Below are 11,698 nucleotides of genomic sequence, written 5' to 3'. Positions count from 1 at the left end.
AAGCTCGACTTTGGCCATTTTGACCGGTCGTGGGACGCGCTGGGTGACGAAGCGGGCGTGACGGATAGGCTGATGGTGTCCCTCGCCAGAGACGCCTCATGCCGCACCTGCCTGCCCGCTTCGCCGGGATCATCCTGTCCTTCGCTCCGCTGTTCGTCCACCGGTCGTGGCGACACGCTCAGGCGCTGCTGATCGGTGCGATCCTCTGTCCGGGTCGGCGCACGGTAGCGAGCGTGCTGCGGATCACCGGCCGGGCACGCGACCGACATTTCGTGAACACGCACCGGGTGCTCAGCCGCGCAGCATGGTCTCCCCGCTCAGCAGCCCGCATCCTGCTTCGGCTGCTCGTTGAGGCCTTCGTCCCACACGGCCCCGTGGTGCTGGCGCTCGACGACACGATCGAGCGGCGCTGGGGTCGCCGCATCCGGGCCCGCGGGATCTACCGTGATCCGGTGCGTTCGTCCGGTGCCCATTTCGTCAAGACGAGCGGCCTGCGCTGGATGAGCCTGATGCTGCTCGCACCCATCCCCTGGGCGGGGCGGGTCTGGGCATTGCCGTTTCTGACCGCCCTCGTTCCGTCCGAGCGCGCCTGCCGGGAACGCGGTCATCGGCACAAGACCCTGCTCGATGTCGGACGGCAGATGGCCTTGCAGGTGCGACGCTGGCTGCCGGGGCGCGACCTCGTGCTGGTGGGCGACAGCGCCTTCTCGGCCTTACTGTTTCTCGATGCCCTGCGCCGCGGCGGCGTCACCGCCATCACCCGCCTGCGCCTGGATGCGGCGCTCTACGATCCAGCGCCCCCAAGGCTTCCCGGTACGATCGGGCGCCCGCGCAAGAAGGGTGTGCGGCGGCCAACCTTGTCCAAGATCCTGATCGACCCGGGCACCCTCTGGCAGCAGGTGAGCGTGCCGGGCTGGTACGGCATGGGCGAGCGCAAGATCGAGATCACCTCGGCCACCGCCGTCTGGCATCATTCCGGTCTACCAGGGGTGCCGATCCGCTGGGTTCTGATCCGCGATCCCGAGAAGCGCTTCGAGCCCCAATCGCTGCTCTGCACCGACCCAGCACGAGACCCGACCCAGATCGTGACGTGGTTCGTCCGGCGCTGGCAGGTCGAGGTCACCTTCCAGGATGTCAAATCGCTTTGAAGGTCAGCCCCCATTTCGCGTTCAAGGTCAGCCCCTTTGCTGACGTGTGCTGCCGTGCCTGAGCAAGGTCCAGACGAGGGCTGGGTCGGGCGTCAGGCTCTGTTCTTGAAGCGCCAGCTCTCGTTGCCGGTCTCGATGATGTCGCAGTGATGCGTGATCCGATCGAGCATGGCGGTGGTCATTTTGGCATCGCCAAAAACCTGCGGCCAGTCGGCGAAGGCGAGGTTGGTCGTGATCACGATCGAGGTCGTCTCGTAGAGCTTGCTGATGAGGTGGAAGAGCAACTGCCCGCCCGCGTCGCTGAAGGGCAGGTAGCCGAGTTCATCGATGACCACGAGGTCGTGCCGCTGCAGGCTCTCGGCCAATCGCCCGCTACGCCCGGCCGCCTTCTCCTGTTCGAGTTGGTTGACCAGGTCGACGAGGTTGAAGAACCGGCCTCGGGCCCGGATCACCGCCGAGGCGATGCCGATGGCCAGGTGCGTCTTGCCCGAGCCCGTGCCGCCGATCAGGATGATGTTGCGGCAGCCATCGAGGAACATGCCCGTCGCAAGTTCGCGCACGAGGCCTTCATCGACGGGTGTGCCGACGAACTGGAAGGCGTCGATATCCTTCAGCACGGGGAAGCGCGCGCCGCTGATGCGGTAGTTGATCGAGCGCGCGTTGCGGTGATTGAGCTCAGCCCGGATCAGGCTGGCCAGCAATGGGTAGAGCTCATCGCGCCGGTTGAGCCCCTTGCCGGCGATCTCGTCGAAGCTGGCGCGCATGCCGTAGAGCTTGAGGCCGGTCATGGCCTCGATGAGGTGCTGGCGTTCCATCCGGTCATCTCCAAGGTCGATGGTCTCAGGCGGTCGTAGCGGGCGCAGTCGGCCGCCGGCTCGGCGGCGAGCTTCAGGGCTTCGGGCCTCGTGATGCTGGGCGGGGCCGGCGGCTGACGCTGACGGGCAAGGATGGCCAGGATGACGTCGCCGCTGGCCAGCCCGGCCGCCAAAGCCTCCGCGCAGGCCGCCTCGACGGCGGCCATGCCGTCCTCAGGCACGCGGGCGAGCACCTTCACGAACTGACGGTCGCCGTCCTCATGATGGGCAAGCTTGGCACGCACCCCGGCCAACGCAGGCGGCAGGTCCCAGTCCTTGAACGGTGCACCGTTGCGCAGCGCGCCGGGCTTGCGCATCAGCACCGGTCGGTAGTGCCAGGGATCGTAGACGACCTGCTCGCGCCGGAAGCTCCGGGGATGGTCGGCCACGACCTCCTCGCCCAGGAGCACAACAATGCGCGCCGCGTAGACCCGCACCAGCACGCTGCGACCGGCGGCACGGGCGTCGACGCTGTAGCGGTTGCGGTCGTGGGCGATCAGGCAGGTCGAGGTGGCCCGCATCGACTTCTCGACGAAGCCGGCAAACGGGCCGCGGAACGGCATCAGGCTGGCTCGCTCCTGCTCGAACACCTCCCAGATCGTGCGCTCGCGTTGCTCGGGATGGCGGGTGCGTTGAGCGTAGGCGATGCACTGGTCCGCCAACCAAGCGTTGAGCTCGTCGAGGCTGCGCACCTTGGGGCGCGGCCGGAACACCCGGTCGCGCAGGGTGCCGACCTGGTTCTCGACCTGCCCCTTCTCCCAGCCGGCCGCTGGCGTGCAGGCGACCGGCTCGACGAGATGGTGTGAGCACAGCTGCAGGAACCGCTGATTGTAGGCGCGGGCTTTGCCGACGAACACGGTCTCCACCGCGGTCTTCATGTTGTCGTAGATGCCGCGCCGGCCGGTGCCGCCGTAGAAGGCAAACGCCCGGTCGTGGGCGTCGAAGACCATCTCCTGGGTCTCGCGAAAGGAGGCGCACACGAACGGCATGCGCGCGTGGGCCAGCCGCATCTGGGCGACCTTGACGGTCAGCGGTAGGCCGCAGAACTCGATGACCTCGTGGCTCCAGTCAAACTGGTAGGCCTCGCCCGGATCGAAGGAGAGCGGCACGAAGGCCTGGACCGGCATCCGCGCCCGCTCCGCTCGCCAGGTCTTCACGAAGCGATGCACGCTGTCGTGGGCACCCTCATAGCCGCGCCCGCGCAACTCCTCGAACAAACGCTGGGTCGAGCGCCGCTCGCGCCGGGGCAGCTTGGCCTCCGCTTCCAGGATTGTCGTCAGGACGGTCACGAATGTGCCGAGCTTGGGCTGCGGCTGGACCGCGCGCTTGTAGGCGAAAACGGTCGCGTTCGTGCGCAGAACCTTGCGCACCGTGTCCCGCGCAATGCCCAGTTCACGGGCGATGCATGTGATGCCCTTGCCGTTCTGATGATGCTCGAACCGGATCCGCGCAATCGTCTCCACACCCGTCATCCCTTGCCCCTCCGGCTCTCAGCCGGAGAGGTCAGTCGCCTCGGACGAGGGGGCTAGGATTGGACGCGATAATCGCCCCTCAGGGGGCCAACATTGCAGGCGATCTCACAGCGACAAAGCGCATGGTCGGCCGCTGAACGGCCTCCGCGATCGCCTCAGCGTCGGCCGCATCGGTCTTGCCGCGCTTGACGTAGGGCTTCACGTAGGCTGGCGGCATCAGCTTCACGGTGTGGCCGAGCTTTGTCAGCTCGCGCCCCAGTGATGCGCGGTCGCGCAGGCTTCCATGCCGACCAGGCACGGAGAAAGCTTGGCGAAGAAGGGCAGGACCTCAGCCCGGCGCAACGGCCGACGCACGAGGACCTTGCCCTGCGCATCGATGCCGTGGACTTGGAAGACGTTCTTCGCCAGATCGAGGCCGATGGTGCTAACGTGGGCCATGGACGGCTCCTGTCGATGAGATCAACGACCTCATCCTGGCACAGCGATGCCGTAGCGGGGGGCCGTCTACCCCATCACGCCCGTTTTGTCAGCGCCCTACACACGTGCTTTATTCCAGAAAACGACCCTCCGGGTCACTTGGGATGGAAGCTCTGCATGAACGTTCGCGTCGCTGACGCATCCCTGGCGGATGCGCGCATGCCGGGTTGGCTCTCTCGCGAGAACACCATCGCGAAAGCCGGCTTCAATCGCTGGCTGGTGCCGCCGGCGGCCCTCGCGATCCATCTCTGCATCGGCATGTCCTACGGGCTTTCGGTCTTCTGGCTGCCGCTCTCGCGGGCGCTCAGTGTGGGTCAACCGGCTCCCGCTACCTGCTCGGACATGAGCGTCACCACCGCCCTGTTCACCACCACCTGCGACTGGCGCGTGAGCGACCTCGTAACCGTCTTCTCCATCGGGATCGTCATGCTTGGCCTCGCCGCAGCCGTCTTCGGCGGCTGGCTGGAGAGGGCGGGCCCGCGCAAGGCCGGCCTGGCCGCCGCGCTCTGCTGGAGCGGTGGCTTCCTCGTCGGTGCCCTGGGAGTGTACCTGCACCAGCTCTGGCTGATCTGGCTCGGGATGGGCGTGATCGGCGGCATCGGCCTAGGCCTCGGCTACATCTCGCCGGTCTCGACCCTCGTGAAGTGGTTCCCGGACCGGCGCGGCATGGCCACCGGCATGGCGATCATGGGCTTCGGCGGCGGCGCGATGATCGGCTCACCACTCGCCAACATCCTGATCAACACCTTCAAGACGCCGACTTCGGCCGGGGTGTGGGAGACCCTCGCGCTGATGGGCGGCCTGTACCTCGTCGCCATGACTTGCGGAGCGTTCGGCTACCGGGTGCCGCCGGCCGGCTGGCAGCCGGAGGGCTGGACGCCGCCGGCCTCGAAGAGCGCGATGGTCACCTCGGGCCACGTCCACCTGCGGGACGCGCACAAGACCCCGCAGTTCTGGCTGCTCTGGCTGGTCCTCTGCCTCAACGTCTCGGCGGGCATCGGCGTCCTGGCGCTGGCCTCGCCGATGTTGCAGGAGATCTTCGGCGGCCAGCTCATCGGCCAGCAGGGCGTCGGCCTCGGGCAGCTCGATGCCGGGCAGAAGTCGCAGGTCGCGGCGATTGCGGCTGGGTTCGTTGGCCTGCTCTCGCTGTTCAACATCCTCGGCCGCTTTTTCTGGGCCTCGCTCTCAGATAAGATCGGGCGCAAAGTCACCTACGCCACGTTCTTCGCGTTGGGATGCGTGCTATACGCGGCGGCGCCCTGGGCGGCTGGGATCGGCTCGAAGGCGCTGTTCGTGGCCTTCTTCTGCGTGATCCTGTCGATGTACGGCGGTGGCTTTGCCACCATCCCCGCCTACCTCGCCGACGTGTTCGGCACGCAGTTCGTCGGTGCCATCCACGGGCGGCTGCTCACTGCGTGGTCCACTGCGGGCGTCGTAGGGCCTTTTGTTGTCACCGCGATCCGTCAGGCCCAAGTCGATGCCGGCATCCAGGGCGCGCAACTCTACACCCGCACGATGTACATCCTCGCTGCCTTCCTGGCGGTCGGCTTCGTGGCTAACCTGCTTGTCCGTCCCCTGGCGAAACGTTGGTTCATGAGCGATGCGGATGTCGCGGCGGCTGAAGCCAAGGGGACCGTCGCGGCGGCAACCGACCGGTTCGGCTCCTACGGCATCGGGCGCGGGGGCGTGAGCGCGGGGGCTGCGCTGGCTTGGACTGCGGTCGGCATCCCGATCCTCTGGGGGATCTGGATAACGCTCTCGAAAGCCCTGATCCTATTCGGGTAACCTCAGGCCTCCCGATACCTGTGCGCCTAGCGTGACTTACGGCTCGAAAGAAAATGGGCTTGTCGCAAACGCGAATGAGCCCGTGTTCACGGGTCATTAGCCATGGCCGCCGAGCTTGCCGCCTTCGCCTCGGAGCCGGCGCATGATCCTGTCCGCCATCGCCGCCAAGCTCAAGCAGCGCGCCAAGGCGGACTTCAAGGGCCGGCACTTCGAAGCGGCCCTGATTGTCTAGGCGGTCTCCTGGTACCTGCGCTATCCGCTGAGCTACCGCGACATCGAGGAGCTGTTCCTGGAACGCGGTCTGGCGGTGGACCACTCCACTCTGAACCGCTGGGTTCTGGCCTACGCACTGCTCAGCGAGAAGCGACTGCGCGCATTCCGCCGGTCACACTGCGGCTCGGTCCGGATCGACGAGACTTACATCAAGGTCCGCGGCGAGTGGCGCTACCTCCTTGTTCTCAAGTGGTCGTCGCAACAGCACCCTGAACTGATCGGAGTACGGCGTCGAGAGCCTCGGCGGGCGTTCGCCATCCGAGTGTCTTGCGTGGTCTGCCGTTGAGGGGCGCCGCTACGGCGGCAAGCTCCTCGACGTCGTAGATCCCCAGGTCCGTCCCCTTCGGGAAGTACTGCCGCAGAAGCCCGTTGGTGTTCTCGTTCGTGCCCCTCTGCCAGGGAGAGTGTGGATCGCAAAAGTAGATCTTCAGGCCTGCATCGATCCGCAACTGCACGTGCTGCGCCATCTCGGCCCCTTGGTCCCATGTCAGCGATCGCCGCACCTGCTCGGGCAAGGTGGTAATCGTGCGGGTGATCGCATCGCGGACCGCCTCGGCGCCGTGCCCGGCAAGCGCTGGCCCGTTCTTCGCACGAGGCTGCGTCCCATGCCCCTCCATCGCCGGCAAGTGCAGCAGCATCGTGAACCGCGTCGTCCGCTCCACCAGTGTGCCGATGGCGGAGCTGTTCAGCCCGAGGATCAGATCGCCCTCCCAGTGACCGGGAATGGCCCGGTCCTCCGCCTCGGCTGGACGCTCGCGGATCAGGATCTCCGGCGTCACAAACGACTTGCCACGCGATTGTGCACGTGCCCGTGGCACCCGCAGAGCCCGTCCTGTCCGCAGGCACTGCGTCAACTCGCGCTTCAGAGCCCCCCGACCCTGCACGTAGAGGGCCTGGTAGATCGCCTCATGGCTGATGCGCATGCTCTCGTCATCCGGGTAATCTAACCGAAGCCGGGCCGCGATCTGCTGTGGACTCCAGGCCCTGGCCCATCGCCGATGCTGACGCGGCCCATGGCGCCGTCCTTTCCAGGGTACCGCAGGCCCGTCCACCTCGTCCCCACCCGGGCGCGTGACGCGACCGGCGAGACGCTCCTGCACATACGACCGCAGCGCCGCATGCGACGCCAGCTTCGCGGGCTTGGGTCGACGCGCGGCGCGCTCCGCATGCCACTGGGCCGTGGTCGCCCGATAGTCCAGCTTGCCGCTGCGCGTCGCCGCGTTCCGCCTCAGCTCGCGTGAAATTGTTGACGCCGCCCGTCCGAGACGGCGCGCCACCTCCCGCACCCCAGCCCCCTGGGCGCGCAGCAGCGCGATCTCCTCCCGTTCTGCAAAGCTGAGGTAACGGTCCGAGAGTGGCTTGGACGAGCGCGATAGATGCGACGGCGCCAACCCGCCCGACGCCCGGAACCACCGCGAGCCGACTGGTTGCGAGACTCCGACCTTCATCGCCGCGTCCTCGCTCGAGAGCCCCTCGGCGATATAGGTCCAGAACTGCCGTCGCTTCTCTCGCGAGGCTACCCCGGGGCGACCCGGTGACCGTAGCTTATCCCGAAGAGCCCGATCCGAACGCCGCCGACCCGCCATCGCAACCGCCCTCCGCCAAGCCGTTGCGACGACCACTTGAATCCACCCTCTATCGGGCCATCGACAAGCACGGCACGTCGGTCGACTTCCTGCTGACCGCCCACCGCGACCTCGATGGGGCCAGGCGGTTCTTCCGCAAGATGCTGGCGGATCAGCCGCTGCTCGCCCCGGACCGGATCGGCACGGATGGCGCTGGCCCATACCCACCAGCCATCGCCGAGATTAGCCGCCCACGTCAATGCGGCCTTCGTTCGCCTGCTCGTCGATGGCAGCCTTCGCGGCCGTCAGCACCTTCCGGATCTGGTGACGGACCGCATTGCGGACCGCCGCGCCCGTCCCGATCACGTCCTGTGCCTCCTGACCGCCAACTCCGGCTCCGAGCCGGGCTTGCACGGCGGTCTCGGCCGCAGCAAATGCCGCTGCGGCAAGCTGCCGGTCCTTATTGGCGACCTCGCGGGCGAATGTGACGAGGGCCACGCGGAAGACGTCGATGGCGGTCGTGAACGGCGCTTCGGTCTGCCCCTGATCGGTTTGGAAGATCATGGTCGTGTTCTCCCCGGCCGGACTCGTTTAGACGGCTGGTTCACTGATAGGTGCAATCCCGCCCTGATCCCGGCAAGCGATGCTCAATTCCTGCCGACGGCACGGCGATATCACGGCGGCGCGCGCAGCCGGATGGTGCGTGACCGGGGGGAGCCGCGCGCCGTGTCCGCGTGTTGGTGCCTCATGCGCACCGCCCTCATCACCCTGATCGTGCTGGTCCGGTTTGGCCCCGACCTCGTCTACGCGGCCAACGCATCGCTGCCGCAGCCAGACCTCGCACACCGGACGATCACGCCGAAGTGGATCGGAAGTCCGCCCGCAGTCGTGGTTATATACCCGCCCGCACCGTGAGGCGCGGACTTTCTCACTCGACAGTGCGCCAATTCCCGGGCGGCAGATCAGGCCCTGGCGTCCGCGGGCTCGCCTGATGGAAGCGCTTGCGGTCGCCGGTCACGATCGCCCATCAGGTCGAGCATCGTCTAAGCAGGTTCGCTTGATCTGGCCAACGGATGGCGACTGTGATTCCTATGCCGGCACGGGGCTGGGGATCGGATCATGGCAGGCAAGTCTCCCGTATGGGCGAACGCGGACCAGGAGGTGGGGCTCCAAGCCTTGGCGGGTTCACGCGAGCGGAGCGAGGCGGATCGAGCGCGTGCGGTGCTGCTGACGCTTTCAGGCTGGACGAGCGCACGCATCGCCGAGGCATTCGGGGTTCGCGAGGACACGGTGCGCCTGTGGCGGAGCGACTTTGCCCGCGGCGGGGTCGCCGCGCTCGCAACGCGCACGGCCCCCGGTCCGGCGCCCCTGAAGGCGCAGGCTGCGCTGCGGGTGGCTGCGCCTTTGCTCCAAGGGTCCGTCGCCGACCGACCCAACTGGACGCTGGCCCGGTTGGCGGGCGAGATCGCGCGACGGGAAGGCGTTAGCATCTCCCGCTCGCAGTTGTCCAAGGTGCTGCGTAAAAAAACTTCCGCTGGCGACGGCCGCGGCACAGCCTGAAGAACCGGCAGGACGCCGAGCCGGTCGCGCAGGTCGGCCTCCGGCTTCCGTTGCGCAAGGCACAGGCTGAGGCCGGCGACATCGTGCTGTTGTTTGCCGACGAGAGCGAGGCGTTGACCCATCCCTATCTGGCCAGGGCCTGGGCCGAGCGCGGTGCTGATCTGCGGGTGCCCGGGGACTATCGGAAATTCCGTGTGTGGGCGGCGGGTTGAACATCAGGCCGCCATGGCCCGGGTGAAGCGCTCGCCGAAGATGACGGCGAACTGCGCCTTGGCCATGACCCACTCACGCGGGCCCATCTTCCACGCCTTCTCGGAGCGGTTCAAGACCAGGTAGAGCAGCTTCAGCGCGGCCTCGTCGGTCGGGAAGTGACCGCCGGGCGCGCAGCCCGACGCAGCGTGGCGTTCAGGGCCTCGCCAGCGCCCTGGCAGACCTATTTCCGCCAGTCGAGCATTCGGCCAACTTGGCAGACGAGCATCAGGACGAGCTTGCACTCGCACCAAATGCCACATCGGAAGAAGCGACCTGACCACGCCGCTTCTCCTCCAATGCCGCCTGCAGCTCACGGGCTAGGTCAGAGACCGTGAAGGGCTTGCTGAGCAGGCGCACGCCAGGGTCCAGCATGCCGTTGTGGACGATGGCGTTGCGCGTGTAGCCCGTCATGAACAGCACGATGAGATCGGGATGGGCGTGCCGAATGCTATCGACGAGCGCGCGTCCATTCTCCCCCGGCATCACCACGTCGGTCAGCAAAATCTCGATGCCGGACTGCTCGGCCAGCGTCCGGCGCGCCATCTCAGCGCCATCGGCCCCAATCGCCCAGCAGCCAAGCTCGCGCAAGGCGCTCAATGCGAAGCTGCGCACGCCCGCTTCATCCTCGACCACGAGCACTTTCCGGTCAGCGAGATCTGTCGAAAGACGCGCCGGCTCATCCGGCCTCGCGGCCGGAGCGGCATGGCTGCGCGGCAGGTAGATCTTGACCGTCGTGCCGACCCAGGACTCGCTGTAGAGCTTGACGTGCCCGTTGGACTGCTTGGCGAAGCCGTGCACCTGGCTCAGACCGAGACCGGTGCCTTGGCCCACTGCCTTGGTCGTGAAGAACGGATCGAATGCTCTCGCGAGCACCTCTTGATCCATGCCGGCACCCGTGTCTGTGATCGACACCGCCACGTACTGGCCGGCTGTCACTTCGACGTGAGCGTCTGCATAAGCCTGATCGAGCATGGCGTTCGACGTCTCAATGGTCAGGTGACCTTGTCCGCCCATGGCGTCGCGCGCGTTCACGGCGAGGTTGAGGATCGCGCTCTCAAGCTGAGAGCGGTCGACCAAGGCAGGCCACAGACCGCCGCCGAGCACCGTCTCAACCGCGATGCCTTCCCCGAGGGAACGCCTCAGCATCTCGGACATGTCGCAGACGCACCGGTTCACGTCGGTCGGCTGTGGCTGCAGGGGCTGCAGCCTTGAAAAGGCGAGCAGCCGCTTGGTCAACTCGGCGGCTCGGCGTGCCCCGCCCAGCGCGTTCTCGGCCATGGCGCGCGCCCGCGCGTCCTCGCCCGACAGCCGGCGCGTGAGCATGTCGAGGTTGCCGACGATGATGGCCAGCATGTTGTTGAAGTCGTGCGCGATGCCGCCGGTGAGTTGCCCCAGCACCTCCATCTTCTGCGCTTGCCGAAGCTGCCCCTCGGCCTGTTCACGCTGCGCGACCTCACGGCGAAGCGCCTCGTTCGTGGCTCGGAGTTCGTGCGTGCGTCGTCGGTCGGTCCTGATGACGAGCCAAGCGAGGGCAGCAGCCAGCAGCACGGCGATGACGATAACCGTGGCGAGGGTCGATCGGCGGAACGCGGCTCGGTCGGCTCGTGCGGTCTGGAGTTCCACCTCCGCCCGGTCGAAATCGGCGATGGCCGTTCGGATGCGGCCCATCAGGTCGCGTCCCGCATTCGCGCGCGCAGTGGCGAGCGCCCCCGCTTGATCCCCTGCCTGCATGCGATCGACTGTTTGAGTGAGCTCGGCGATCTTCCCGGCTATGATGGGACGGAGCTGATCGAGCCGGGCTTGCTGCTCTGGGTTGTCACCCGTGAGTGCCCGCAGCTCAGCCTCAGCGGCCGACAACTCGCGGCGCGCAGCCGTGAATGGGTCGAGGTAACTTGGCTCCCCGGTGAGTAGGTAGCCGCGCTGGCCGGTCTCCGCCTCTTGAACGAGCCGGGATAGCCGCGCCTCGGCTTGCCGCACTTCAGCGGAGTGAACTGACCACCCATCGGCGTCCGCACTCGCCAGAGCCGCGGCGGCCGCTGCCAAGCCGGCGAGAACGAGCAGGACGAACCCGGCGACCATCGCGGCCGTCTCGCGCGACTCGGCAAGGCGTTGAACGAGATGGCTTTTCAAGCTGCATCCTTTGCGCCGCGAAATGGAATTCCGGTGCGGCAGCGGCCCACATAGGCGCACCTTCAAGCATGTCCATCAGCAATACCAAGTCGAGACGGTGCGAGGGTTAGGGTGTCCGGCAAATCCGCCGACACCGCCCGGGTCTTCCGCATAGCCCCACTCGCCCCTAGGGGTTCCGCGCT

Annotated in this window: 9 protein-coding genes and 5 pseudogenes; 7 read left to right on the top strand and 7 right to left on the bottom strand. The window is 67.0% G+C overall.

The features are described from left to right. Positions 1 to 98 precede the first annotated feature (98 nt). Positions 99 to 1,148, top strand: a complete 1,050-nt coding sequence (locus AKJ13_RS26690; RefSeq protein WP_082317146.1) for a transposase — start codon at positions 99 to 101, stop codon at positions 1,146 to 1,148. A 92-nt stretch (positions 1,149 to 1,240) separates the two neighbouring features. Here the strand turns inward: AKJ13_RS26690 and istB are convergent, their stop codons facing one another. The 3 genes and pseudogenes from istB to AKJ13_RS30920 all read right to left on the bottom strand — a co-directional run. Then, a complete protein-coding gene (istB, locus tag AKJ13_RS26685; RefSeq protein WP_280137132.1) occupies positions 1,241 to 1,936 on the bottom strand; it encodes an IS21-like element helper ATPase IstB in 696 nt (231 codons plus the stop codon). After that, a pseudogene (istA, locus tag AKJ13_RS26680) lies at positions 1,860 to 3,474 on the bottom strand (IS21 family transposase). Before istA ends, istB begins: the two are co-directional and overlap by 77 nt. 100 nt (positions 3,475 to 3,574) lie before the next feature. Continuing rightward, positions 3,575 to 3,912 (bottom strand): annotated as a pseudogene (locus tag AKJ13_RS30920) (transposase); the annotation flags it as partial. Between the two features lie 156 nt (positions 3,913 to 4,068). Between AKJ13_RS30920 and AKJ13_RS26670 the strand changes: the two are divergent. Next, entirely contained in the window at positions 4,069 to 5,736 is a 1,668-nt protein-coding gene (locus AKJ13_RS26670; RefSeq protein WP_050736033.1) for an OFA family MFS transporter, read from the top strand. 142 nt (positions 5,737 to 5,878) lie between these two features. Beyond that, positions 5,879 to 6,187, top strand: a pseudogene (locus tag AKJ13_RS26665) (IS6 family transposase); the annotation flags it as partial. A 7-nt stretch (positions 6,188 to 6,194) separates the two neighbouring features. On the opposite strand, the gene AKJ13_RS26660 reads toward AKJ13_RS26665, so the two are convergent. Then, positions 6,195 to 7,595, bottom strand: coding sequence for an IS30 family transposase (locus tag AKJ13_RS26660; RefSeq protein ID WP_144426402.1), 1,401 nt, complete (start codon positions 7,593 to 7,595; stop codon positions 6,195 to 6,197). 47 nt (positions 7,596 to 7,642) lie between these two features. On the opposite strand from AKJ13_RS26660, the pseudogene AKJ13_RS30915 reads away from it, so the two are divergent. Next, positions 7,643 to 7,816, top strand: a pseudogene (locus AKJ13_RS30915) (DDE-type integrase/transposase/recombinase); the annotation flags it as partial. Between the two features lies 1 nt (position 7,817). On the opposite strand, the gene AKJ13_RS32370 reads toward AKJ13_RS30915, so the two are convergent. Further along, positions 7,818 to 8,138 (bottom strand): hypothetical protein, encoded by a 321-nt coding sequence (locus tag AKJ13_RS32370; protein ID WP_050736032.1) that lies wholly within the window; start codon positions 8,136 to 8,138, stop codon positions 7,818 to 7,820. Between the two features lie 183 nt (positions 8,139 to 8,321). Between AKJ13_RS32370 and AKJ13_RS32365 the strand changes: the two genes are divergently transcribed. The 3 genes from AKJ13_RS32365 (at position 8,322) to AKJ13_RS31995 (ending at position 9,346) form a co-directional block, all read left to right on the top strand. After that, complete coding sequence (locus tag AKJ13_RS32365; RefSeq protein ID WP_200905710.1) at positions 8,322 to 8,489, top strand: hypothetical protein; 168 nt, start codon at positions 8,322 to 8,324, stop codon at positions 8,487 to 8,489. A 204-nt stretch (positions 8,490 to 8,693) separates the two neighbouring features. Beyond that, on the top strand, positions 8,694 to 9,134 hold the full coding sequence (locus tag AKJ13_RS26645) for a helix-turn-helix domain-containing protein (RefSeq protein ID WP_050736030.1): 441 nt from the start codon (positions 8,694 to 8,696) through the stop codon (positions 9,132 to 9,134). 50 nt (positions 9,135 to 9,184) lie between these two features. Continuing rightward, positions 9,185 to 9,346: a hypothetical protein gene (locus AKJ13_RS31995; RefSeq protein WP_160320630.1), complete on the top strand. Its 162-nt coding sequence runs from the start codon at positions 9,185 to 9,187 to the stop codon at positions 9,344 to 9,346. Positions 9,347 to 9,349: 3 nt separating this feature from the next. On the opposite strand, the pseudogene AKJ13_RS30910 reads toward AKJ13_RS31995, so the two are convergent. Then, positions 9,350 to 9,555 (bottom strand): annotated as a pseudogene (locus tag AKJ13_RS30910) (transposase); the annotation flags it as partial. 56 nt (positions 9,556 to 9,611) lie between these two features. Beyond that, positions 9,612 to 11,516 (bottom strand): CHASE3 domain-containing protein, encoded by a 1,905-nt coding sequence (locus AKJ13_RS26640; RefSeq protein WP_050736029.1) that lies wholly within the window; start codon positions 11,514 to 11,516, stop codon positions 9,612 to 9,614. Positions 11,517 to 11,698 lie beyond the last annotated feature (182 nt).

The sequence above is a fragment of the Methylobacterium sp. ARG-1 genome, from assembly GCF_001262595.1.
Classification (GTDB): Bacteria; Pseudomonadota; Alphaproteobacteria; order Rhizobiales; family Beijerinckiaceae; genus Methylobacterium; species Methylobacterium brachiatum.
This window is presented reverse-complemented; position numbering and strand designations above follow the sequence as displayed.

Bases quoted from the DNA above. Each gene is read 5' to 3' on its own strand.
- AKJ13_RS26690 (WP_082317146.1), top strand. From the start codon at position 99: ATGCCGCACCTGCCTGCCCGCTTCGCCGGGATCATCCTGTCCTTCGCT.
- istB (WP_280137132.1), bottom strand. From the start codon at position 1,936: ATGACCGGCCTCAAGCTCTACGGCATGCGCGCCAGCTTCGACGAGATC.
- AKJ13_RS26670 (WP_050736033.1), top strand. From the start codon at position 4,069: ATGAACGTTCGCGTCGCTGACGCATCCCTGGCGGATGCGCGCATGCCG.
- AKJ13_RS26660 (WP_144426402.1), bottom strand. From the start codon at position 7,595: ATGGCGGGTCGGCGGCGTTCGGATCGGGCTCTTCGGGATAAGCTACGG.
- AKJ13_RS32370 (WP_050736032.1), bottom strand. From the start codon at position 8,138: ATGATCTTCCAAACCGATCAGGGGCAGACCGAAGCGCCGTTCACGACC.
- AKJ13_RS32365 (WP_200905710.1), top strand. From the start codon at position 8,322: ATGCGCACCGCCCTCATCACCCTGATCGTGCTGGTCCGGTTTGGCCCC.
- AKJ13_RS26645 (WP_050736030.1), top strand. From the start codon at position 8,694: ATGGCAGGCAAGTCTCCCGTATGGGCGAACGCGGACCAGGAGGTGGGG.